Origin of the sequence: Modicisalibacter xianhensis (assembly GCF_900113605.1) — a bacterium.
Classification (GTDB): domain Bacteria; phylum Pseudomonadota; class Gammaproteobacteria; order Pseudomonadales; family Halomonadaceae; genus Modicisalibacter; species Modicisalibacter xianhensis.
Window position 1 is genome coordinate 265924 of the sequence record NZ_FOPY01000001.1, and the last position, 25408, is coordinate 291331.

The 25408-nt window shown below is 62.0% G+C and carries 18 protein-coding genes; 7 read left to right on the top strand and 11 right to left on the bottom strand.

Annotated features, from left to right (window positions below; translation table 11 throughout):
• Positions 1-176 precede the first annotated feature (176 nt).
• The 7 genes from BM194_RS01245 (at position 177) to BM194_RS01275 (ending at position 12171) form a co-directional block, all read left to right on the top strand.
• Complete coding sequence (locus tag BM194_RS01245; protein WP_092842817.1) at positions 177-2102, top strand: glycosyltransferase; 1926 nt, start codon at positions 177-179, stop codon at positions 2100-2102.
• Between the two features lie 25 nt (positions 2103-2127).
• Positions 2128-3822 carry an alginate biosynthesis protein Alg44 gene (locus BM194_RS01250; protein WP_244890837.1) on the top strand — a complete coding sequence of 565 codons (1695 nt, stop codon included), beginning with the start codon at positions 2128-2130 and terminating at the stop codon, positions 3820-3822.
• Positions 3823-3868: 46 nt separating this feature from the next.
• Entirely contained in the window at positions 3869-4804 is a 936-nt protein-coding gene (locus BM194_RS01255) for a polysaccharide lyase (protein ID WP_092842819.1), read from the top strand.
• 44 nt (positions 4805-4848) lie between these two features.
• Entirely contained in the window at positions 4849-6078 is a 1230-nt protein-coding gene (locus BM194_RS01260; protein ID WP_092842820.1) for an alginate lyase family protein, read from the top strand.
• Positions 6079-6189: 111 nt separating this feature from the next.
• The gene (locus BM194_RS01265; protein ID WP_092842821.1) at positions 6190-7389 is read left to right on the top strand and encodes an alginate lyase family protein; all 1200 of its coding nucleotides are present in this window, start codon (positions 6190-6192) and stop codon (positions 7387-7389) included.
• Between the two features lie 49 nt (positions 7390-7438).
• Complete coding sequence (locus tag BM194_RS01270) at positions 7439-9328, top strand: tetratricopeptide repeat protein (RefSeq protein ID WP_092842822.1); 1890 nt, start codon at positions 7439-7441, stop codon at positions 9326-9328.
• A 167-nt stretch (positions 9329-9495) separates the two neighbouring features.
• Entirely contained in the window at positions 9496-12171 is a 2676-nt protein-coding gene (locus tag BM194_RS01275) for a tetratricopeptide repeat protein (protein ID WP_244890838.1), read from the top strand.
• Positions 12172-12262: 91 nt separating this feature from the next.
• Here the strand turns inward: BM194_RS01275 and BM194_RS01280 are convergent, their stop codons facing one another.
• From BM194_RS01280 to BM194_RS01330, 11 genes are all read right to left on the bottom strand, one after another.
• Complete coding sequence (locus BM194_RS01280) at positions 12263-13558, bottom strand: adenylosuccinate synthase (protein WP_092842824.1); 1296 nt, start codon at positions 13556-13558, stop codon at positions 12263-12265.
• Between the two features lie 72 nt (positions 13559-13630).
• Positions 13631-14827 (bottom strand): ATP phosphoribosyltransferase regulatory subunit, encoded by a 1197-nt coding sequence (locus tag BM194_RS01285; RefSeq protein ID WP_092842825.1) that lies wholly within the window; start codon positions 14825-14827, stop codon positions 13631-13633.
• A gap of 106 nt (positions 14828-14933) precedes the next feature.
• A complete protein-coding gene (gene hflC / locus BM194_RS01290; RefSeq protein ID WP_092842826.1) occupies positions 14934-15830 on the bottom strand; it encodes a protease modulator HflC in 897 nt (298 codons plus the stop codon).
• Entirely contained in the window at positions 15827-17059 is a 1233-nt protein-coding gene (hflK, locus tag BM194_RS01295) for an FtsH protease activity modulator HflK (RefSeq protein ID WP_092842827.1), read from the bottom strand. The genes hflC and hflK overlap by 4 nt, the downstream gene beginning before the upstream one ends.
• 80 nt (positions 17060-17139) lie before the next feature.
• Positions 17140-18471 carry a ribosome rescue GTPase HflX gene (gene hflX / locus BM194_RS01300; RefSeq protein WP_092842828.1) on the bottom strand — a complete coding sequence of 444 codons (1332 nt, stop codon included), beginning with the start codon at positions 18469-18471 and terminating at the stop codon, positions 17140-17142.
• A 13-nt stretch (positions 18472-18484) separates the two neighbouring features.
• A complete protein-coding gene (hfq, locus tag BM194_RS01305) occupies positions 18485-18733 on the bottom strand; it encodes an RNA chaperone Hfq (protein ID WP_019017249.1) in 249 nt (82 codons plus the stop codon).
• Between the two features lie 133 nt (positions 18734-18866).
• Positions 18867-19799: a tRNA (adenosine(37)-N6)-dimethylallyltransferase MiaA gene (gene miaA, locus BM194_RS01310; protein ID WP_244890839.1), complete on the bottom strand. Its 933-nt coding sequence runs from the start codon at positions 19797-19799 to the stop codon at positions 18867-18869.
• Positions 19800-19813: 14 nt separating this feature from the next.
• Positions 19814-21835: a DNA mismatch repair endonuclease MutL gene (gene mutL / locus BM194_RS01315; protein WP_092842830.1), complete on the bottom strand. Its 2022-nt coding sequence runs from the start codon at positions 21833-21835 to the stop codon at positions 19814-19816.
• A 30-nt stretch (positions 21836-21865) separates the two neighbouring features.
• A complete protein-coding gene (locus BM194_RS01320; RefSeq protein WP_177223313.1) occupies positions 21866-23266 on the bottom strand; it encodes an N-acetylmuramoyl-L-alanine amidase in 1401 nt (466 codons plus the stop codon).
• Positions 23267-23366: 100 nt separating this feature from the next.
• A complete protein-coding gene (gene tsaE, locus BM194_RS01325) occupies positions 23367-23840 on the bottom strand; it encodes a tRNA (adenosine(37)-N6)-threonylcarbamoyltransferase complex ATPase subunit type 1 TsaE (protein WP_092842831.1) in 474 nt (157 codons plus the stop codon).
• A gap of 8 nt (positions 23841-23848) precedes the next feature.
• A complete protein-coding gene (locus tag BM194_RS01330) occupies positions 23849-25357 on the bottom strand; it encodes an NAD(P)H-hydrate dehydratase (RefSeq protein ID WP_092842832.1) in 1509 nt (502 codons plus the stop codon).
• Positions 25358-25408: the final 51 nt, after the last annotated feature.

The following is a 25408-nucleotide window of genomic DNA, read 5'->3' on the forward strand; positions in this document are numbered from 1 at the left end:
GGTAACTAACTGCCTTGACATACTGTTATTTGATTAATGGCTTGGGATAAGAAGCCCTTAAATCAATTAACTGTAATGCAGATGTTTGGAACTTCATCTGCCAACACCTCAACGATGTCGATATCGGCGCGTGGAAAACCGAGTTTTCCCTCTGTCGCGATCAAGGATGGTTCGACATGCAGAACTTTCAATCCGATGCCACCCGGGCCAGCTGGGTCACGGAGTTGACGACCTTTCTGTTTGGTGCAGCGCTGTTGATCGTACTGGTCTTCGAGCTGCCCCCAGAGGTCTTCTCGCCGGAATCCAAGAGCTTCATTCTCGCCATTGGTATTATCGGTGCCTGGCGATATTCCTGGTGGTTTGTCCAGGCAATACGCTCCGTCTGGTACAACCGCAAGGTCTTTCCCGAACTGCGCGCTCAGGCCGACGCTGTTGGCGCAGTGGAAAAGCCCGATCATCTTTACGTCCTGTGCACCTCCTTTCGCATCGAGCCGGAAGTGAGCTTTGCCGTCTACGATGCCCTGATAAGGGATGCGCATGCCTACGGGGTACCTACGACTATCTTTGCCGCGATCTCCGATCGCAGCGATGTCGACGTCATCGAGCACGTCATGGCCGAGAACGGCTGGCCGACCAACATCGAGATCAGCTACATGTTCCAGAAAGGCGACGGCAAGCGTTCGGCCATGGCCGAAGTGCTGCGTGCCATTTCACGCCGCCTGCCGTCTCACCGCTCGCTGCTGGTCTCGATGGATGGCGACATCCAGATCGAGCCAGGCACCCTGGAGCATTCCCTTTCCTTCTTTCTCGCCAACGATGAGCTGGGCGCACTGACCACCAACAATCGGGCCATCGTCAATGGCGGCGATGTCACAAAAGAGTGGTACGACCTGCGCTACGCCCAGCGTCACCTGGTGATGAGCTCGATGTCGATCTCCGAGCGTCTGCTGGTCCTCACCGGCCGCTACAGCGCTTTCCGCGCCGAACTGGCGACCGACCCCGAATTCATCGAACTGGTCGAAAACGATCATGTAGAGCACTGGCGCTTCGGCAACTTCAAGTTCCTGTCCGGTGATGACAAGTCGACCTGGTACTGGTTGATGAAGAATCACTGGAAGATGCTCTACATCCCGGATGTCTATGTATCCGGCTTCGAGGAACTGCCCGATCGTGATCGCTTCTTCAAATCCACTATCGATCTGATGCGCCGCTGGTTCGGCAACATGCTACGCACCAGCGGTCGGGCCATTTCTCTTGGCCCCCGCTCCATGGGCATGTTCACATGGTGGAGTCTGGTCGATCAGCGACTATCCATGTGGACGACCCTGATCGGCCCGACCGTGGCGATTCTGCTGACGCTGTTCGTGCGCCCGTCGTTCATCTTTGCCTATGCCCTGTGGATCATCTTCACCCGCAGCATCGCATCGACCGTACTGGCCATGCAGCGTGGTCGCTTCAGCCTGCTCTGGGTGCCCCTGCTCTACTACAACCAGATCGGTGGCGCCTTGCTGAAGACTTACGTCAGCTTTCGCTTCAATCGACAGAAATGGTCCCGTCAAGGCATCTCCGCCGGGGAGCCCAGCGATCCCAAGGCCGCACGCCGCCAGCGGCGCATGGGCCACCTCATCCATGGCGTCTATGCCGGCACCATGCTGCTGATACTGGCCATCGCTGTCGGTGTCCTGGCACCACCCGACCGAACGGCTCTCGCCGTGCTCAAGGACGAAAGCGGCCTGCTGTCCAGCGGGGAAGACCTGGATGGCGACAGTTACTGGATCGCACTGACGTTGGCCGATGTGCCCATGGATGGCCACGTTCAGCTACCTGCAGGGAAGATGTTTCTGGATGCCACCCTGCCGAAAGAGTTGGCCAAGCTAGAGGCGATACGTGCCGCCAGCATGTCGGGTTATGACGGCAACCGGACCACGACGCTGCTGGTCGACCCGGCGATTGCCGAGCGACTCCGTGACTCACGCGACCGTCCACTGAGTGACATCGGCAGCATGACGTGTGGACAAGATGATAGCTGCACCCTGGTTACCCAGGAGCGCCCCATAACGCTGACCAACATGGAAGTGAGGCTTCGTTCCGCCGAGGCGTGACGACCCCGGGTCAGTCGATACGTAAATGGAGAATGACACTATGGCCGACGAGCATATCCCCAACGTTGACAATCGTAACGAGCCCACGTTGGGCAACTCACGCAATACGCGCAGTCAACCCGGCACCGGGTCGAACAGTGGCGTGGGCGGTCAACTGAATCATGAGCGTCGTGACGAGCGCCGTCACGTCCGCATCGATGCCCCTTTCCAGGTCAAGCTGGAAGATGGGCGCAGTCTGCCGGGCCACGACCTGTCGCTGGGTGGATTCTCGATTCACAGCGACAAGCCCTTCGAAGAAGGCCGTGTCGCGTCCATGTCGTTGCTGCTGATGGCGGGCGCTGCCGAATTGATCGTGCCTGTCACGGCCCGCGCACTGCGCAACCAGTCCGAGCGCAAGGGCAACAGCCACGAAATCGCCTTCGAAATCGTCAAGATCGACCAGCGCCATCGCGAGTTGCTGCGCCGGGTCATTCGCTCTCATCTCAGTGGCCGCTATGCGGCCATCGAGGACCTGGTCGAGAAGGAAGACCCCCAGACTCCGCGCAAGCGAAACACCCGCGCCGCTGCCGCCCAGACGACCAAGCCCAAGAAACCTTGGGGACGCTACTCGCTGCTGATCCTAGCCGGCCTGACTCTCGTCGCCGTCGCCGCTGCCACTGCCTATCGCAACTTCATGCTCATCGAGCCCAGCTTTGCGGCGGTGACCGCTCCGCGTGTCGACATTCGCGCCCCCGGGCCCGGCATTCTTGCCGAGCATGACCTGCAGGCCGGTGACAAGGTCACGCGCGACCAGAAGCTGACCGAAGTCAACAACAGCGACCTGCAGACCCAGCTGATCTTGGCCAAGGCATCGTATACCTACAACCAGCAGCTGATCGAGAACATGCGCGAGGCGATCGAGGCACCTGGCGACAGCAATGTCACCATGCCCGAGTCGACGAGCCCATCCGGCGGCGAGCCCTCCAGCTATGAAAGCGTGTCGCCGGAAGTCGCTCGGGCCCGTATCGAGCAGTTCGAGACAGCCCGCGACTTCGAAAGTTCGCGTATCGATGCCCTGGAAGCCCGCGTTGCCGCCAACACCATCTACAGCCCCTGCGATTGCCAGGTGGCCTGGGCACTCAGTAGTGCCGGCGGGACCTGGATCAACGAAAGCGAACGCATCATGACACTGTTGCGCACCGGCCCCAACGATGTCATGGCGGAAGCGCTGGTACACATGAGCGACATCGCCCGGATCGAACCGCACCAGAAGGCCTACATCGCCCTGCCCAACGCCTCCGAGCCCATCGAGGCCACGGTGCGTACCATCGCTCTGGACGTGGAAAGCCAACCGCGTGCCGGTTTCCCCAAATGGGTACGTCAACAGCAGAACGTCGCCAGTGTCCTGCTGGTGCCCGAGGAACCGCTTCCTGCCAGTGCCGTCGGTGTCCCCGTCGATGTGCGCTTCTCCGAAGTTCCCCTGGTCGATGCTACGGCGGAATGGGTTTGGCAGGGTGGTCGCGCCATCTACCAGCAGGCAACGGACCTGATCGAGGCCGTGTTGCCTGGCGATAGTTCCACTTCCGGCACCCAGGTCAGCGAGACCACCGAAACCGCTCAATCCTCCGGCGAGTCAGTCATACCCAGTGATGGTAATGCCCAGGCCGGAAGTGCAACGACCGTTACGGCGCGCAAGGACGAGAGCGTCGAAAACGACACCACGACACTGAGCGAGACCTGAGCGTCGTCGCCAGGACGTCCGTTAGAGACACAGCTAGGAGTTCGACATGTCGACACTGCACGCTGACTACCAACTTATCGACTCGACTCGCCAAGGATCGACGCGTCGGGTTTCCCTCAAGGTACTGGCCGCGAGTCTTCTCGCGGCATCTCCCCTGCTCTCGCAAGCAGACGAAGGCAACAAGGACGACAAGATCCAGCTTTCCACGCCTCAGGTCGCTGCCTGCTCCATGCGCTATGACCTGGTGGCCGATCTTGCGCCACCGTCTTACGCCCGTGATGGCAAGGAGGCCGTGCGCCTCGGCTACGGTACCAATGACGACTGGGGCACCGAAAAGAACGTCGAGGTGATTTCCCCCCAGGAAGCCGGACTGGGAGAAACGGCGCTGCGAGTTCATTACCCTGAAGGCACATCGGCGCCCAGCGACCAGGGAGAAGGAGGCGCCGGGTTCTACGCGACGATCGGCGAGTTGCACCGCGCCGAGCGTGCCTGCCTGCAATACAAGGTGCGCTTCGAACCAGGGTTCGATTTCGTCAAAGGCGGGAAACTGCCCGGCCTGTACGGCGGCAACGCCCCAAGCGGCGGCGACGAGGTCAACGGCGAAAAAGGCTTTTCCATGCGTTTCATGTGGCGTGAGGATGGCAAGGGCGAGCTCTACGAATATGTCGTGAAGGACGAGGAATATGGCCAGTCGGTGGGGCGTGGCCGCTGGACCTTTCCGACCGGCGAATGGGTCACCGTCGAACAGGAAATCATCCTCAATGATCCCGGTCGGGATAACGGTGTCGCCCGGGTCTGGATCGATGGCGAGCCGGTCCTCGAGCAGCACAACATCATCTACCGTCGTGATGACGACATTTATGTCGATGGCCTGATGTTCTCGACCTTCTTCGGTGGTCACGGCAAGGGGTGGCGCACCCCCAAGGATCAGGTGGCCGACTTTGCCGACTTCCGCTTCTACCGGCAGCGAGGCAATACCTGAACGAACATTAGCGCACGCCATACACCTAAAATAAAGAATTCGCCATGACATTACGTACGCAGAACACCGGCCGCGGCCTGGTGATGGGATTGTTGTTTCTCGTCGGCATCACACCGGCCTGGAGCATGACATACGAAGAGCGCCAGCAATTGGATCTTTCTGCCTATACGGTCACGGATCCCGATGCATCGTACTTCGATGTACCACAACGCATGGCGCTGTTGGAGGACACGGAAAACCCGTTACTGATGCAGCACGCTCACGAACTCTCCTATGGCGTCAGTTGCCAGCAGATGCTGGAAATTCCGCCACTCGAGAAGAAAATTCGCATACCGGGCTTTTATCCCAGCCCGGACGAGTGGCGGTTTGCCGTCAAGCCGCTCACTGAGTTCGAGGATGTGGTATCCCGCCTGGCCGGCACCTACGTGGCAACGGGGGATGACTACTATGCACAGTGTCTGGTCAAGTTCCTCGACCACTGGGCCGAGTCCGATGCCCTGATGGATTTCTTCTACACCTGGCAGCAGCCACAGGCCTGGTTCTCGACCGAGTCCATGCTCTTCTCGGCAGCTATGGCCTACTCGGTGGTTCGCCCTTCAGTCGAAGGAATGGACAGCGAAATCCAGCGCATCGACGACTGGCTCAGTCGCCTTGCCTACCAGCACTCGGCCATCCCCGGTCACAACAGCAGCTGTTGCAACAACCACTTTTACCGGCGTGCCCTGTACGCCACGATGGTGGGCGTACTCACCGATGACGATGAACTGTTCCGCTTCGGTGTCAGTGCAATCTATTCGGCACTCAGCGACATGACACCGGAAGGTGCCTTTCCCCTGGAAATGCAGCGCGGACGTCGGGCCAGCCATTACCAGAACTACGCCCTGCTCTACCTGATCCCCAACCTGCAGATCATTGCACGCCAGGGCTATGACGTGTTCGACCTGGAGATCAATGGTCACACCATCCACGATGCGGTCGATTTTGCCCTGGATACGTTCGAGGACCCATCAGCCCTCGGCGACATGGCACCGCACGAGCAGTACAAGGGATTCTTCCAGGACGACCAGTACTTCGCCTGGATGGAAATGTACCAGTCGCGCTTCCACGATCCGAGGATCGCCGAGTTCATCACGCCTTACCGGCCAATCTACAACCGGGGTACTGGGGGCTACGTGACGCTTCATTTCATGGATCCGCAGGCCCAGTGGCACGAAACACTGCAGGACCGCAGGGAAGAACAAAAAGAACGTATCTGGAAGAAAACGGCACATTGACCAGCCGCCAGGACGTAACCAGGGAACTGTCGCCACATGATTTCAATCCACATCTGACTACGGTAGATAGTGATGTCTTTGCCAAATGGACTTAGCAATACACTCAAAGGCATGAGCCGACTGCTCGTGGCATGCCTCGCCCTGGCGGCAACCGAGGCCATGGCCATGTCACTGGAAGAACGCCGGGCGCTCGATCTCTCCGAGTATACGGTGACGGATCCCGACGCTTCCTACTTCGACGTGCACGAGCGCATGGCGTTGCTCAACCAGACGGATAATGCCCTTCTCTTGCAACAGTCAGCGCAATTGGAGAGCGGTCCGAGTTGCCGGGAATTGCTCGCCATTCCCCCTCTGGACGATCAGATCCGCGTACCAGGCTTCTATCCGAACCCCAAGGAGTGGCGAGTCGTTTCACGCCCCATGTTCCAGTTCGAGGATACCGTCGCCAAGCTTGCAGGCTCCTACGTTGCCAGTGAGGACATCTATTATGCCGAATGCCTGGTCAAGTTCCTCGATCATTGGGCCACGTCCGACGCCTTGATGGACTTCTATTTCGAGACCTCCCAGCCTCAGGCCTGGTTCGCGACGGAATCGATGATCTTCGCTGCCGCCATGGCCTACTCCATTGTACGACCGGACATCGAAGGCATGGACGAAGAAATCGCGCATGTCGATGATTGGCTGAATCGCCTGGCCCACCAGCACGCCGATATTCCCGGCTTGCCGGAGAACACGTGCTGCAACAACCACTTCTATCGGCGGGCGCTATACGCAACCTCGGTCGGCATCCTGACCCAGGACAACGAACTCTTTCGCTTCGGCGTGAGCGCCATCTACTCGGCGCTCAGCGACCTGACACCGGAAGGCGCGTTTCGGCTGGAGATGAAACGCGGACGCCGGGCCAGCCACTACCAGAACTACGCCCTGCTCTACCTGATTCCCAACATGCAACTCATTGCCCGTCAGGGCTATGACATCTACGACCTGGAGATCGATGGCCACACCATCCACGATGCAGTCAGCTTCGCGCTGGATATCTTCGAGGACCCCACCCAACTCGGCGACATGGCTCCACAAGAGCAGTACCGGGGGTTTTTCCAGGATGACCAGTATTTTTCCTGGATGGAAATCTACCAGTCACGCTTCGACGAGCCACGTATCGCCAAGTTCCTGAAACCGCTCCGTCCCGTGTTCAACCGTGGCGCTGGTGGCTATGTCACGCTGTATTACATGGACCCCGACGATCAGCAACACCAAGTCATAAAAGAGACTGAAGAGCGCATGGCCGAACTGCAGGACATGTCCGAGTGACAGGCCGGCACAGACTGGCCCGATTGACCCGCATAGGAGGGCGTACTTAATGACTGTCAGTGCTACGTCGAGCCAGTCCCTGCGGCGTGCACGAGCCTGTCAAGGCCTGCTCGCTGCCACCTCGCTGATGTTACTGGGTGGCTGTGCCATGGAGCGCGGCCATTCCTTGGCGCTGGATAGCGCCATCGATCCCGCCTATCAGGACTGGTTCGATGGGGGAGCCCCCGCAGACATGGACTCCATGGACTGGGGGCGTATCGACTTTGCCCGCCAGGCCGCAGAGTCAGGCAATGCCCAACGCGCCAAGGGGTTGCTTGCCTCGCTGATGAATGAAGGTTTTCCGCCGGCCTACTACGAAATGGGCAAGCTGTACGAAGAGGGGCTGGGCATGGCCCCGGACCCGGCCGAGGCAGCCAGATACTATGGGCAGGCGCTACGCCGCCCCTCCCCCATTCTCGGTAATGCCTCCCTGCGTCTTGGTCGCCTCTATCGTGACGGACGCGGCGTCGACCGGAACGAGTCGCTCGCCTACCAGCTCTTTCGTCAGGCGGTTGCCGAGGATACCGGCCCTAATGCCCAGGTCGCGCTCGCCGAGATGCTCGTCGAGGGGCGCGGTACGTCACGCAGTACCCAGCGCGCCTCGGTGCTATATTCCCAGGCAGCGGCTCAGGGCGACGGGCAGGCCCTGCAGGCCTTGGCCGAGGCGCATGCCCCAGGTGGCTGGTTGGCACGCGATGTGTCTCTCGCCAATGACTACGCCGAGCGCTACGCCAGAACACTCGAGAGGCAGGCTCACCAGGGCGATGCGGATGCCATGGCAGCCTTGGCCAGGCTGTATGAGCGGGACGGCTTGCTGGGACCGCAACCAGATCAACACCGACATTGGCTGATGAGAGCGGCACAGGCCGGCCATGTCGGCTCGATGGGCACAGCTGGAGACATCCTGCTCGAGGAAGGCCAAACGGACCAAGGGTTGGCCATGTTGCGTCAGGCCGCCCAGGCAGGCGATATCTATGCCATGCGGGACCTGGGCGAAGCACAACTGCAACGTGACCCCGAACAGGCCAGGTACTGGTTGTCGAACGCAGCCGATCGGGGCTCCGTGAACGCGGCAGCGACGCTGGGCCGGGCCTATCGACACGGCACCGGGCTCGGGATCGACAAGGCTAGCGCTGCCCGCTGGCTGGCTCGGGCCACGCAGGGTGGGCACGCCGGCGCGGCCGCCGAGCTGGGCCGCATGTATCTGGCCGGCGAGGGTGTCGAAAGGAGCCCGTCCCAGGGCGCCGAATATCTCCAGATAGCAGCCGAGCGAGGGCATGAAGGCGCCCGTGCCGACCTTGGCGAACTGCTGCTGACCGGCACGGGACTTCCTGCCGACCCCGACAGGGCCATCCCGCTGCTCAAGGCTGCCGCGCAGTCAGGACACACCGGTGCGGCTCGCCTGCTGGGCAAAGCCTATCTCGAAGGCACCGGTGTCGCCCAGGACCCTCAGCAGGCCAGGCAGTGGCTGTCCCAGGCCGCCGACGGCGGACACATCCCCTCCCGCTATCGACTAGGCTATGCCTATCTGTTCGGGGAGAACGGCTTCACGCAGGACGTGCAGCGTGGCGAGCGTCTTCTTCTTGACGCCGCCAAGCAGGGCCACGCCGGTGCCCAGGTCGCCTTGGGCCGGGAATACCTCAAGGGCGAACTCCTCACCAAGGATCGCCAGCAAGGCGCCGAACTACTCTATCAGGCAGCCCAGCAGGGCCATCCCTCGGCTCGCTTGGCACTGGCCAAGGCCTATCTCTGGGCCAATGGCCTCGAAGATGCCAACCAGCAGCAGGCATTGCTATGGCTGGATACCGTGCTCGACAGCGGTAGCCAGTTTGCACTGGACACCATGCGCCAATTATTGACCAAGGCGAATGACGAGGCAGTGGCAAACGCCATGCTTTGAGTGGACGGGCAAGGAAAGCCAGTCCTCGTATCGCTTTGCACCAGGAGAAGACAGTGATGACAGATCCGACGCTACGGAACGTGACTCGTTCGGCAGGATCCGCAAGATGGCTTGCTACCGCAACTGCCGCACTTTGGCTGGGCGGTTGCGCAACAGGCGGTGGCGGCATGCAGACCAGCGGGCTGCCCGAGCCCGCCGTCGATTCACAGTACAGTGACTGGTTCGACGGCGGTGCACCAGCCGATATGGATTCCATGGACTGGGGGCGTGTCGACATGGCCAGCCAGGCCGTGGAGAGCGGCAACACCAGCGATGGTATCGCTCAGTTGCGGGCCTTGGCACGACAGGGTTATCCACCAGCCTATTACGAGTTGGGCAAGGTCTACGCCCAAGGGCTGGGCGTGGCTCGCGACCCTGCCAAAGCCGCTGAGTACTATGGCGAAGCCATTCGGACCCCTACCTCAATTCAAGGCTATGCCTCGTTGAACCTGGCCCGGCTCTACCTGGCTGGTGACGGTGTCCAGCGCAACGAGACACTTGCCTATCGCCTGGTCAAGCAAGCCGTGGAGGCCGGTACCGGCGGAAGCGCCGAGGACATGATGGGCGATATGCTGGCCCAGGGCCAGGGAGTGCCTGCCGATCCCCGCATGGCGATCAAGTTCTACGAGAGTGCCGCCAAGCAGAATCATGAAGGGGCGCTGCGCGCCCTGGCCGAAGCCTACAGTGAAAATGGCTGGTATCAGCAGAATCTGAGTCAGTCACGTGCCTATGCCCGCCGCTACGCCGATATTCTCGAGAAAAAGGCTAACGCCGGCGATGTCGGCGCCATGGTCAACCTGGCCTCGCTATATTCGCAGAATGGCCTGCTGGAGCCTGATCCCGACAAGCGGCGTCAATGGCTGATGCGGGCCGCCGATTCCGGCAACCCCGAAGCCTTGGCGGAGACCGGCGAAATGCTGCTGGCCTCGGGAGACACCCAGCGCGGCATGGATCTGCTGCGACAGGCCGCGGAGGCAGGCGACGTCGAAGCCATGGAACATCTCGGCAATGCCCTGCTTGGCGAGAACGGGGTCACTCCCAACCCGACGCAGGCTGAGCATTGGCTAAGCATGGCTGCGGACCAAGGGTCCACCTATGCCCAAGTTGTGCTGGGTCGTGCCTATCTCGAAGGCAATGTGCTACCGGCGCAACCCAACCGGGGAATCGACCTGCTCGAACAGGCCGCCCGGGAAAACGATCCTCTGGCATTGGCTGTCCTGGGGGGAGTTTACCTCGACCCCGAAAATGGTCCGACCCAGCCCCAGCGTGCCATCGAGTACTTGCAGCGGGGTCATGAAGCAGGCAGCAGCTATGCCACGGCCCAGCTCGGCGAAGCGTACCTGGAAGGCAACGGAGTTGCGCCGGACGGCGTGCGCGCCGTGCAACTGCTCAAGGAAGCCGCTGCCGAGGGGCAGGTTTTCGCATCTCGCCTGCTCGGCGAAGCGTACCTGGAAGGCGAGGTACTCAACAGCGACCCCGTCAAGGCGGAACAACTCCTGAAGCAGGCCGCCGAGGCCGGTGATACCACTGCCATGACCAAGCTGGGCGTGGCCTACCTCGACGGCCCGCTACAGGAGACCGAGCCCGGCCAGGCCGTGCGCCTGCTCGAAACCGCCGCCGAAGGCGGCGATGCCTATGCGATGGTCGAGCTGGGCCGTGCCTACCGCGAAGGCAATCTGGTCAATCAGGACCTGGCGCAATCCGAGTACTGGCTCAAGCGAGCGCAACAGGCCGGACACGACTCCGCCACCGACGCGCTCTCTCGCACCTACCGTGCCCGCGGCGAGCGCGGCGACATCGATGCACTCAAGCGTGCCGCGGAACTTGGCGACCCCTCGGCAATGGCCGACCTGGGACGCGCCTACCTCAACGGCTCCGGCGTGAGCCCGAACTACCGAGAGGCACGTCTCTGGCTCGAACGCGCCTATGACGAAGGACATGCGGGCGCCGCGGCCAGCTTGGGCAACATGTATCTTGAAGGCAAGGGCGTCAAGCAGAACGCCACGCATGGGATCAATTACCTGAAGAGCGCCGTGGCCCGAGGCAATGCCGGTGCGCGTCGCGATCTCGGGCGCATCCTTCTCGAAGGGAGGCTAGTGCCTGCGGAGCCCCAGCGCGGCCTAGAGCTGCTGCGTCAAGCGGCAACCAGTGGTGACGATGCAGCAAGCCTGACACTCGGCGAAGCCTATCTGGAAGGCCATAACGTCGAGCAGGATATCGACACGGCCGTACGCTACCTGACCCAGGCAGCCGAGCGGGGCAACCCCCATGCGGCACAGGCGCTGGGCGAGGCCTACCTGAAAGGCGATGTCGTCGAGCAGGATGCCGAACTTGCCAAGAAGTGGCTGACTCGCTCTGCCAATGCCGGCGTCGCCTGGTCCCAGTCTATCCTCGGACGCGCACTGCTCTACGGTACGGCCGGTATCGAGAAGGATGTCGAACGCGGTCGACAGTTGATGACCCAAGCGGCCGAATCCGGACACCCCGGTGCCCAGGCCTCGCTGGGCCGTGAGTACCTGGCTGGTGAGGTGCTCGACGTGGACACCAACCGTGGTGCGGAGTGGCTGTACAAGGCAGCCAGCCAGGGCCATTCGACTGCCCGCCTGGCACTGGCCAAGGCTTACCTTTGGGCCAACGGCCTGGAAGGCGCCAACCAGCAGCAGGCCCTTCTCTGGCTGGACAAGGTGATCGATGGTGATAGCCAGATTGCGCTGCAGACCATGCGCGACCTGCTGGAAGACGAAAAAGCTGTCGAGGCCATCCAGCGTGCCGCCGCCGACGAGAGCGAAGTGACGGAAAGCTGACCAGGGTCAGCGTCATTCATTCCACGCAAAAAATAGCCGGCGCCAAAAGCGCCGGCTATTCATTCCAAGCTTCCCTTCAAAGAGAAGTTAGTTATTCAGTAAACGGATTGCGCAGCACGATTGTCTCGTTGCGATCCGGACCGGTGGAAATGATGTCGATCGACGTCCCAGTCTGCTCTTCGAGGAAGCTGATATACGCGCGGGCGTTCTTGGGCAGACCCTCGACGCGCTTGATTCCCAGCGTCGACTCGCTCCATCCCGGCAAATCCTCGTAGATCGGCTCGACGGCCTCGTATCCCTCGGAGTCGACGGGTGTATCCAGCCGTTCACCGTCCTTGCTGCGATAGCCGACACAGACCCGAATGTTCTCCAGGCCATCGAGCACATCGAGCTTGGTCAGGCAGATGCCCGAGACCGAATTGATCTGCACGGCATGGCGCAGGGCCACGGCATCGAACCAGCCACAACGACGGGGGCGTCCGGTAGTGGCACCGAACTCGTGGCCGCGCTCAGCCAGATGACGACCGAATTCATCGAACAGCTCGGTGGGGAACGGTCCAGAGCCGACGCGCGTGGTGTAGGCCTTGGTGATACCGAGCACGTAATCCAGGTACAGCGGTCCCACACCGGAGCCGGTTGCCGTTCCACCTGCCGTAGTGTTGGAACTGGTCACGTAGGGGTAGGTACCGTGATCGATATCCAGCAACGAGCCTTGGGCACCCTCGAACAGGATGTTCTCGCCGCGCTTGCGAATATCGTGAACCAAGGTAACGGCATCGCAGACCATCGGGCGCAGTTCTTCGGCCATTTCCATGGCCTCGTCGAACACCTTCTGGAAGTCGACCGGCTCCTCGCGGTGATATTCCTTCAGTACGAAGTTGTGATACTGCAGCACCTCGCCCAGCTTGGACGCGAAACGCTCGCGATGCAGCAGGTCGCCCAGGCGAAGGCCGCGACGTGCCACCTTATCCTCATAGGCCGGCCCGATGCCGCGTCCGGTGGTGCCGATCTTGGCCACACCCCGTTCCTTTTCGCGCGCCTGATCGAGACGCACATGGTAAGAGAGTATCAGCGGACAGGCCGGCGACAGGCGCAGGCGCTCGCGTACCGGGACGCCCTTGGCCTCGAGCTCGCGAATCTCCTTGATCAAGGCTTCTGGAGACAACACCACGCCGTTGCCGATGATGCAGGTCTTGTCTTCGCGCAGGATACCCGAGGGAATCAGGTGCAGTACCGTTTTCTCGCCGTCGATGACCAGCGTGTGACCGGCGTTGTGCCCGCCCTGAAACCGTACGACTGCCGATGCCGACTCTGTAAGCAGGTCGACGACCTTCCCCTTGCCTTCGTCACCCCACTGGGTGCCCAGTACGACTACGTTCTTGCCCATTACTCTCGTCTCTTGAACTAGAAAACCGCCAATCGGGCCTTGCGGGCGATGCGTCAGTCAACGCCCACCATGTCATGTCAGTGGTGAAACCTGCCAGTCGTCGCCCAGGCGCACGAGCTGGCGATTGCAGCGGTGCTCGGCGGGACCGGTCTGCTGGTCGGGCAGCGCCTGTACCACCCGCTCCCCGGCATTGCGAAGGTGCGCGATGGCCGCGTTGAGCTGCTGCGCCTCGGTTTCCGAGGTTGCCATTGTCGGCGCCCAGATACCATCGGCCTGCGGCGCCTGCTCGACCAGGGTGGCCAGCAGCTTGAGATCCATCGAGAAGCCGGTCGCCGGTCGGGCACGGCCGAAGGCGCGGCCAGTATCGTCATAGCGCCCCCCCTTGGCCAGCGCCTGGCCATACCCCGGCACGTACGCCGCGAACATCATGCCCGTGTGGTACTGGTAGCCCCGCAGGTCGGCGAGGTCGATGTACAGCGTGACGTCGGGATAGTCCCGCTTGACGCCTTGGCACAGGGACTGCAGCTGGTCAAGCGCCTCGACCACTTCTGCCGGAGCATCGACCAATGCACCACGCGCCGCCTCGATAGTTTCCTCGCCACCATGCAGATTCACCAAGGCGGAAAACATCTCGGCCAGCCCCGCGTCGGCGACATGCATTGCCACCAACGTCCTGACCTCGCTGGGTGACTTGCGCTCGATGGCCTCGAACAACGCGCGCCGGGCATCCTCCTGCAGATTAGCAAGCTGGACGAGGGCACGATAGATTCCGATGTGGCCGAGTGCCAGGTGGATCTCCGAGGCGCCGGCCGTGGTCAAGCTGGACAGGGCCAGACGCAGGATTTCCAGATCGGCCTCGAGGCCGGCATGGCCGAATAGCTCGACACCGACCTGGACAGGGCTGCGCCCACCCTGATGCTGGTCGGCCTTGGCCCGCAAGACGTGGCTGCAGTAACAAAGCCGCGCTGGCCCCTGACGCTTCAGGGAATGCGCGTCCATGCGGGCCACTTGCGGCGTCACGTCGGCACTGGCGCCCATCAGGCGTCCGGTCAGTTGGTCGGTGAGCTTGAAGGTCTGGAGATCGAGGTCGGTTCCTGTCCCGGTCAGCAAGGAATCCAGAAACTCCACCGGCGGCGGCATTACCAGGTCGTAACCCCAGCGATAATAGAGATCGAGCAGCGCCCGACGCAGCGTCTCCATTCGGGTCGCCTGCGGAGGAAGCACCTCGTCCATGCCGTCGGGAAGCAGCCAGCGGTCAGCGATGGTCATTTACCCTGTCCTGCCAGAAATGAATGGCGCACAAAAAAACCGGGCCACGCCCGGTTGAAGGATTCTACCACGTTTGCTCTCCGGGTGTACCCCGGAGAGCCTTTCGTCATTGGCCTGAGTTCTGGCCCTGTTCCGGGCGAGCGCTTTCGAGATAGCGGAAGAAGTCGCTGTCCGGCGCCAGGACAAGCATGTCATCTTTTCCATCGAAGCTGTCGCGGTAGGCGTTCAGGCTGCGGTAGAAGCGGAAGAACTCGGCATCCTGTTCATAGGACTGGGAGTAGAGCGCCGCCGCTTCGGCATCGCCCTGACCGCGCAGGGTCTCGGCACGCGCCTGGGCTTCGGCAATCAACACCTGACGACGCCGATCGGCGTTGGCACGAATCTTCTCGGCCTGCTCCTGGCCTTGAGCGCGATACTCGCGGGCCTCGCGCTGGCGCTCGGTACGCATTCGGTCGTAAACCGCCTGGGTCACCTGGTCCGGCAGATCGATGCGCTTGATGCGAATATCAATGATGGCAACACCCAACTCCTCGCGCAGCAGCTCGTTGAGTTGCTCGGTGGGTTCCGCCATCAGCGCGTCACGCTTCTCGGCGATGATTTCCTGTAGTTCGAGGCGACCGAACTGGTTACGCAGGCTCTCATCCACACGAGGCATAATCAGCCGCTCGGCGGTCTGCTCGTTACCCGTGGTTGCCTCGTAGTAACGGGTCGGGTTGACGACCTTCCACATCACGAACGAATCGACAATCACCGCTTTCTGTTCTTCGGTCAGGTAGCGGCTGGTGTCGGTGTCCAGTGTGAGCACACGTGTGTCGAAGGTCCGCACGGTCTGGATGAACGGAATCTTGAAGTGCAGGCCAGGCTGGATGTTCTCCTCGATGATTTCACCGAAGCGCAGCTTCACGGCACGCTCCGTCTCGTCGACGATGTACAGGCTGCTGCTGCCGACCCAGGCGACTACCGCAAGGCCGGCGACGATGACCAGTGAACGATTGTTGATCATTGACGGCCCTCCCTGCGGATACCACTGCTGCTCTGCTGCTGGCTATTGCTGCTGTTACTCAAGCGTTCGAGGATGCGCGGATCCATGCCCGCCTGGCTCTGGGACTGACCGTCGTTGCCGTCATCCGCTTCCGGGCTGCCCTGGCGCAATCCCATCTGCTCCAGTGGCAACACCATCAGCGGGCTATTTGCACCGGTATCGATCAGCACCTTGCTGGTATTGCCATACACGTCGGACAGCGCCTCGATATACATACGATCACGCATGATCTGCGGCGAGTTCTTATACTCGGACAGCAGGGAGTTGAAGCGGTTGGTATTACCCTGTGCCTCGGCAACCACCGATTCACGATAGCCCTGTGACTGTTCGATCATGCGCTGGGCTTCACCTTGAGCGACCGGGATGATGGCATTGGCGTAACCAATGGCTTCGTTGATGGAACGCTGACGATCCTCACGAGCCTTGATGACATCGTCGAACGCTTCCTGAACCGCATCCGGTGCCGAGGTAGACTCGACGTTCACGGCCTGGATCGTCACACCGGCCCCATAGGTATTTAGGTAGGACTGCAGGCGTGTCGACACGGTATCGGCCAGCAATTCACGACCCGATGTCAGGATCTGCTGCATCTCGGTCCCTCCGACCACATGACGCAGCGCCGAGTCCAAGGCATTCTCGATGCTGAGTTCCGGGTTACGCACGTTGAGGACATACTCGCCCGGATCGGTCACCCGGTACTGCACCGACATGTCGACCTCGACGATGTTCTCGTCCTGGGTCAGCATCGACTTGGACTGCTCAATGGAGCGTACGCGCGTGACATTGACCATGCGCACGTCATCGATAAACGGCGGATTCCAGTGCAGACCGGGGCTCACCACGTTCTGCAGCTTGCCAAAGCGCAACACGACGCCACGCTCGGACTGGTCGACCAGGTAGAAACCGGACGCCGCCCAGATTGCCAGAGCGATGATGACCAGCAACGCAGGCAACGTGAAGGTATTGCGCTTGCCGCTACCGCCCCCGGTGCCGCCACTGCCGCCACGCTTGCCGCGACCGCCACCGAGCATATTGTTGAGCTTGTCCTGAAATTTCTTCAGAGCTTCATCGAGATCGGGCGGGCCCTGGTTGTTACCACCGCCACCGCCATTGCCGCCGCCACCGCGACGGCCACCACCACTCCAAGGGTCGTGCTGGTTGCCACCACCACCAGGCTCGTTCCAAGCCATACGTCGTCTCCACTCAGCATTGATTGCGACATGCGTTGATCAGGTGTGCACGGCCCATCGACATCACCGGCATCGATCGGTCACCGCCGGGCCTCGTCGGCCCACACCGGCGACGTATCCATGTCTTCCGGTGATAGATAGTCTTCGGCCTTCTCGCCCAGCCGAGCGAGAAGTTGCATGAAATCTCGCCTCGGCAGGCGTACGCTCAGCAGCGTGTGGCCCTCGTCGTCGAAGGTCTCTTCGCGCACGGCGCCCAACTCATGCAGGCCGGCACGTAGTCTACCCTGCTTTGGAGCCAGCGTCAGACGGGCCTCGATCACGTTCTCGGCAAGACGCTCGGAGAGCGCCTCGGCCAGCAGGTCGAGCCCTAGCCCCTGCTGGGCCGAGAGCCAGACGACCTCGGGAACCCCGCTGCCGTCACGCTCGATGCGTGGCGCGCTGTCGAGCAGGTCGATCTTGTTCATGACCCGCAGACAGGGCACCTCATCGGCACCGATCTCCCCGAGCACGCCCTCGACCTCGCCGATATTCAGCTCACGGTCGGGATCGGCGGCATCGATGACATGGACCAGCAGCGAGGCCTCGGCCGCCTCCTGCAGGGTGGCCTGGAAAGCCTCCACCAGCTTGTGCGGTAGGTGACGAATGAAGCCCACCGTATCGGCCAGCACCACGGGGCCGACATCGGCGATTTCAAGGCGCCGCAACGTGGGGTCGAGTGTCGCGAACAGCTGGTTCGCGGCATATACCTCAGACGACGTCAGGGCGTTGAACAAGGTCGATTTACCGGCGTTGGTATAGCCGACCAGCGAAACACTGGGAATCTCGGCGCGCGATCTTGCCCGGCGATTCTGCTCGCGCTGGCTGCGCACCTTGTCGAGACGCTTGTGAATCGCCTTGATGCGTGCCCGCAGCAGTCGGCGGTCGGTCTCGAGCTGGGTTTCCCCGGGCCCACGCAGACCGATGCCGCCCTTCTGGCGCTCGAGGTGGGTCCAGCCACGTACTAGACGAGTGGACATGTACTCGAGCTGGGCCAATTCGACCTGCAGCTTACCCTCATGGGTACGCGCACGCTGCGCGAAGATATCCAGAATCAGCCCGGTACGGTCCAGGACACGGCACTTGAGCGATCGCTCCAGATTACGTTCCTGCGACGGGCTGAGCGCATGATTGAAAATGACCAGCTCGGCATGATGGACGGCCAGCAGCTCGCGCAGCTCCTCCACCTTGCCGCTACCTATGAAGGTACGCGGGTCGGGCTTGCGCCGGCTTCCCTGCAAGAGGGTCGCCGGCTCAGCCCCTGCGGAGCGCACCAGCTCCAGGAATTCACCCGGATCTTCGCGCTCCTGTTCGTCCTGAAAGTCGACATGGACGAGTACCGCCGTTTCTCCGGCGTCGGGACGTTCAAAAAACAATCAAGGCCTCTTATCAGCTTTCCTGTGAAGCTGCATTGGGGTCCTGTGCCGGCAACCGCACGTTACGTGACGGTACCACAGTCGAAATGGCATGCTTGTACACCATTTGGCTGACGGTGTTGCGCAACAGGATCACGAACTGGTCGAAGGATTCGATCTGTCCCTGCAGCTTGATCCCGTTGACCAGGAAGATGGAAACCGGGATGCGCTCCTTGCGCAGGATGTTCAGATACGGGTCTTGAAGGGACTGCCCTTTGGACATTTTGCTCTCCCTAACTGTCTCTTTGATGTTGATGTATTTTTATCGATTCGCCTGAGGCATGTGCCCTTAGGGTCACGTATGCGCAGCGTATCAGCGTACCGCCACACGAAGCCCTTATCTTACGCTAAGAGCGTCAGGGGCGCACGAGATTCAGGACCTTCTCGAGCGGAGCGCGACCCAGTGAATCAACCCAGTGAAGCGCTGGCCAGCTACGTAACCAAGTCATCTGACGCTTGGCCAGTTGTCTAGTGGCGACGATTCCCTTGAACTTCAAGGCTTGTTCATCAAAAGCGCCATCGAGATACTGCCACACCTGGCGGTAACCCACGCTTTTCATCGATGGCAGTTCCGGGTGCAGGTCGCCCCGCTGCCGGAGTCCGGCGACTTCATCGATAAATCCCGCTTCGATCATGCGTGTGAAACGTTGCGCGATGCGCTCGTGCAGCACATGGCGCTCGGCCGGCGCCAGCCCTATGGACATCGTACGCCAAGGGAAGGTTCCCCTGGCCTGCTCGCGCCACAGTTCACTCATTGGGCGCCCGGTGAGGCGCTGAACCTCCAGGGCACGCATCAACCGCTGCGGGTCATTGGGGTGAATGCGCAAGGCAGACTCGGGATCGACCCGCTGCAACTCGTCGTGCAGCGCCTGCAACCCTTCACTTCCTGCCCAGGCCTCGAGTTCGGCACGGACGATGGCATCGGACTCGGGCAGGTTGGCGATACCGCCCACCAGGCTTTTATAGTAAAGCATGGTGCCGCCGACCAGCAGCGGGGTATTGCCACGGGCAGTGATCCGGCGCATTTCTTCGCGCGCGTCGTCGCGGAACTGGGCCGCCGAATAGGGCTCGACCGGGTCACGGATATCGATCAGGCGATGCGGCGCTTGCGCCAGTTCACTCGGCGACGGCTTGGCCGTACCGATGTCCATGCCTCGATAGACCATGGCCGAGTCGACACTGATCAGCTCGGCACCAAGCCGCTCGTGCAGCGCCATGGCCAGGTCGGTCTTGCCTGAGGCGGTCGGCCCCATGAGAAAGATGGCGAGAGGCCGGTCGTCGGTCTGCATTGTCACTCTGTCGTTCATTGGCCACGCAGGAACAGCTTGTCGAGTTCCTGCATCGACATCTCGGTCCAGGTGGGGCGCCCGTGGTTGCACTGGCCGCTACGCTCGGTACGTTCCATGTCGCGCAACAAGGCATTCATCTCCGCCAGTGTCAGGCGCCGGTTGGCACGTACGCTGCCATGGCAGGCCATGGTGGCCAGCAATTCGTTGATGTGTGCTTCGATGCGATCGGAATGGCCATAGCGTTCCAGGTCAGCCAGCATGTCACGAATCAGCGACTCGGCATCGGCCTGGACCAGCAATAACGGGACCTGGCGCACCAACAGCGTCTCGGGCCCGGCAACATCCAGTTCCACACCCAGACGGGAAAATGCATCGCGGCAACGCTCGGCAGTTTCCACCTCGCCGGGGCTGGCCGCCAGCGACACCGGTACCAGCAACGGTTGGGCCTCCAAATGCCCTTGTCCCGAAGCAATGCCATGCACCTGCTGCTTCATGCCCTCGTAGACGATGCGCTCGTGGGCGGCGTGCATATCGACCACCACCAAGCCTCGCGCCGTCTGGGAAAGAATATAGACGCCATGCAACTGGGCGATGGCATACCCCAGCGGAGGTGCCTGGGTCGGGTCCTCCCCAGGCATGACCTGTGCACTGTGTGCACTGGCAGAGGGCAGCGTGGCAACAGGGGGCTCGTCGACGCGGCGCTCCTGCCAGGCGACAGCGGCTTCCGCTCCACCGGGCGATGGAGGCTGCGGTGTCAGCAGGGCCTCCTCATGGTCGGGATGAAGCGCCCGGTAGCCGGCCATGAATTCACGTACCCGATCGGCACCCGGGCGCGACTCGCCTCCCTTTCCAGAACCATCACGGCCAGGATAGAGCGCCATGGGTTGCTGCTGCCAACGGGACGGGTCGGATGCCTGCTGTTCCGTCGCGACGGTACCCGGCGTGGCAGGCGCATCATCTCCCGACTCGCTGGCTTCACTACCGCGTTGCATCTCGGCCCCGGCACGCGAAGTCTCGTTGGGACGGACCTCCGCCAATGCCCGATGCAGGCTCGAGAACAGGAAGTCGTGGACCAGCCGGCCATCGCGAAAGCGCACTTCATGCTTGGTGGGATGCACGTTGACATCGACCACGGTGGGGTCAAGTTCCAGATACAGCACAAAAGCCGGATGCCGGCCATGAAAGAGCACGTCGCGATAGGCCTGGCGTATGGCATGGGCAACCAGGCGATCCCGCACTACGCGCCCGTTGACAAAGAAATATTGCTGATCGGCCTGGGCACGCGAATGGGTCGGCAGGCCGACCCAGCCCCACAGGCGCAACCCCGACGCCTCGATGTCCAGATGCAGGGCATTGTCGAGAAACTTGCTGCCCAGCAAGGCGCTGATACGTCGCTCTCCCGCTGGGGCATCCATGGCCGGGCGCAACTGGTGCACGGTCTTCTGGTTATGTCTTAGCGTCCAGCCGATGTCATAGCGCGACAGGGCGAGACGCCGGAACGCCTCCTCGACGTGGCCGAACTCGGTCTTCTCGGTACGCAGGAACTTGCGCCGCGCCGGGGTATTGAAGAACAGGTCGCGCACCGCCACCGAGGTGCCGCGCGGATGCGGGGCCGGCGTGACGCGCGGCTCCATCTGGCGACCCTCGGCCACCACGCGCCAGCCGGCGGTGGGATCGTCGTCGATATTCGAGATCAGCTCCAGACGCGATACCGAACTGATCGACGCCAGTGCCTCGCCCCGGAAGCCCAGGCTGGCCACTCCCTCCAGGTCCTCCAGCGACTCGATCTTGCTGGTGGCATGGCGCGACAGGGCCAGGGGCAGGTCCTCCTCGGCGATGCCGCTGCCATCGTCACGAATCTTGATCAGCCGCGCCCCGCCGGCCTCCAACTCGACCTCGATCCGCCGGCTGCCGGCATCGATGGCGTTCTCGATCAGTTCCTTGACGACCGACGATGGCCGTTCGACCACCTCGCCGGCAGCGATCTGGTTGGCCAGGCGCGGATTGAGTACATGTATGCGTCGCGTCTGCGTCATATCTACCATCGTCGTTACCCTTGGGCGGGCTTAACCCCGGGGAATACGCAATACTTGACCGACCCGAATCACATCACCGTTGAGCGCATTGGCCTGCTTGAGCGTCTGCAGCGGCACTTCGTGACGCGAAGCGATCTCCGACAAGGTATCGCCGGGTTGAATGCGGTACTCGTTGGCCTGGCTGCCGCGCTGCTGATCGCGCTGCCAGGCCAGCAGGCTGGCCGGTGGCGGATTGCGTTGGAAGTGGGCGTTGATTCCGGTAAAGATCGCCTTGGCCAGCGAATGCTGATAGCTCGAGTCGCGTAGCCGCTTCTCCTCCTGCGGGTTGGAAATGAACCCCGTCTCGACCAGCAACGAAGGAATGTCCGGTGACTTGAGTACCACGAATCCTGCCTGCTCGACCCGCGACTTGTGCAGATGATTGATCTGCCCGAGCTGATCTAGCACCTGGCCGCCCACGGCCAGCGAATCGTTGAGTGTAGCGGTCATGGTCAGGTCGAGCAGTACACCGCGCAGCACCTCATCCTTGTCCGCCAGGTTGAGACTGCCATCCACACCGCCGATCAGGTCCGAACGATTCTCGCTGGCGGCCAGCCATTTGGCAGTTTCGGACGTGGCGCCGCTCTGTGACAGCGCGAATACCGAACTCCCCTTGGGACGCGGACTCTTGAAGGCATCGGCATGGATCGAGACGAAGAAATCGGCCTTCTGGTCACGCGCCAGCAGGGTGCGCTGACGTAGACCGACGTAGTAGTCGCCGTCGCGGATCATGACCGCCTTGTAACCGGGCGTCCCCTGAATGAGCGATTCCAGCCGCCGGGCGATCTGCAGCACCACATCCTTTTCGCGGATGCCGCTTGGGCCGATGGCCCCCGGGTCTTCGCCACCATGGCCGGCGTCGACGGCGATGATGATGTCCCGCTTGGGATGCGGCTGAGCCTTTTCACGAGCAAGCGTCGCTTGCGCCTGGGCGGTATTGCCGCTCACCTGCGCCTCGGCCAGTGCCCGATCGACCGCCTTTTCTCGCTCGCGGATCTTGGCCTCGATGGGGTCGATGGGATTTTCGACCGCGCTCGCCCCAGGGTACTCGAGATCCACGACCAGGCGGTGGCCATACTGGTCGTTGGGTGCCAGCGTGAAGTGCTTGGGTTCCACATTCCGGCTGAGATCGAGTACGACACGTAGATCGTCGCCATGTCGTACCCCCGTACGTATCTTGCTGACGGCGCTCCCCCCCAGATCCAGCGTCTCCGGGTCCAGGCGCATTCGACTATCAGGCAGGTCGATGACCAGACGATCGGGATTATCCAGGGAGAAGACCTTGGCGTCGGCAGGCGAGGAAAGGTCGAAAACCAGGCGAGCATGGTCAGGGGCCGCCCAGATGCGCAGGTTCTGTACGTCAGTGGCCAGCCCCACGACAGGCAACAGCATCGCTGTCACCCCGAGAAACAGAGTGGCCAGCCGCCGCGGCGACAGTCCAAAGGCATGACGCAGACGACACGCCGGCCGATTCACACACATCATAATGTTGTCAGTCGTCCTTTTCGGCAAGGATGCTATTCAGACGGGAAAGGACACTTTCGCCATGGGGCGTGCCTGCTGCCAGGCTGGCCTCCCGCCCCATACCCACGACGGATAAGGTCACGGTCAGGTCGGCCCGGGGAAGCCATCCCTCGCCGCGACTCGGCCACTCGACCAGACACAGGCTATCCTCGGAAAACAGGTCGCGTGCCCCGATGAACTCGAGCTCCTCCGGGTCTCCCAGGCGATAAAGATCGAAATGGTGCACCTGCGTCTCACCAAGCGCATAGGGCTCCACCAAGGTATAGGTCGGACTCTTGACGGCCCCGTGGTAGCCGTAGGCACGTAGAATGCCGCGCGACAGCGTGGTCTTGCCGGCGCCCAACTCCCCCTGGAGAAAGACGCGTCCGCGCCCTTCCAGGGCATGGCCCAGTGCCTCGCCCAAGGCGACCTGCGAGGCTTCATCACGCAAGGATAACTGCATGCTTTCGTTCAAGAAGAGTGACCGTTATCGGGATTCATCAAGGTTCGCGCATAGGATGCCAGATCGCCCGCCAGCAGGCCACGCTCCCCTTCCTCGTGTGCCGCCTTGTCAGCGGCCAGGGCATGCAGTGTGACACCGGCCCGAGCGGCTTGTTCGATGGTCAAACCCTGAGCAATGAGCGCTCCCAACATGCCCGACAGTACATCCCCGGTTCCGCCGCTGGCCATTCCGGGATTGCCATAGGGACAGATGGCGGTGCCGGTGGGCCCCGCCACGAGCGTGCCCGCCCCCTTGAGCACGACTGTCCCGTGCAGGCGTTGCTGCAATTCGCGAGCCGCAGTCAGCCGGTCGACCTCCACCTCGCCGCCATCGCTCCCCAGCAATCGCCCCGCTTCGCCGGGATGGGGCGTGAGAAGCCAGTCGTCGCGCTGCAAGTCGGGCCAGTACAGGGCCAGCAGGTTCAGGCCATCGGCATCGATGACCAGTGGCTTGCCGGAATCCAGCGCTGCCTGTAGCAACCCTTGGCCCCAGGCGTCCTTGCCAAGTCCCGGTCCGACCACGATGACATCGGCCATGTCGATCAACGATTGGGCGTCAGAAACGCCCCTGACGCCACGCGCCATGATCTCTGGAGTACGAATCAGGCTGGCACCGACATGCTCCGGCGCCGTGGCCAGGCTGACCTTGCCGGCACCCAGCCGTGCCCCCGCCTGGCTGGCCAACAGGGCTGCACCACCAAAACCCGGCGCACCGCCAATCACCAGAAGATGCCCGTAGTTCCCCTTGTGGCTGCTGCGTCGACGCGCAGGCAATGCCTCATGAACCAGTTCGGCATCGAGCAAGTCCGCCTGCGGCTCGATGTCGGCCTGAGCCAACGGGTCGATGTCCAACGGGCAATAAACGACACGTCCAACATGATCGGTCGCCTTGCCGGTGTGCAACCCGACCTTGTCGGCGATGAACGTCACCGTCATGTCGGCCTCGACGGCCGTGCCCAGCACCCCGCCGGTGTCGGCCGACAAACCCGAGGGCACATCCACGGCCAGCACCGGCAAGCCACTGTCATTGATGGCGGCAATGGCCGAGGCAAACGGCTCGCGTACCTCACCGCCGAGCCCGGTGCCCAGCAGCGCATCGACGATCACCTCGCCGGCCAGGGACATACCGGCCTGCCAAGGCTGAGCCTTCAGGGACTCCGCCTGCGCCATGGCATGGGCACGGGCCGCATCCCCCTTGAGCTCCTCCGGTGAACGCACGGCAATCAGCGTGACCTCGAGCCCGTCACGCGCTGCCAGCCCGGCCATCACATAACCGTCGCCGGCATTGTTGCCTGCACCGCACACGACACATAGGTGCCGGGCCTGGGGCCACTGCCGGCGCAACTGCTGGTAGGCGGCCTTCGCCGCCCGCTGCATCAGGCCAAAGCCGTCGCCTCCTTCCTGCGAGGCGATGATGCGCTGATCGATTTCCCGGACCTGAGCGGCGTGATACAGGGGGTGACGATAACGTCGCGGCATGCTCTCCTCCGGTGTGACGTGGGCTGTGATGTAGTGTAATGTGGCGCCTCC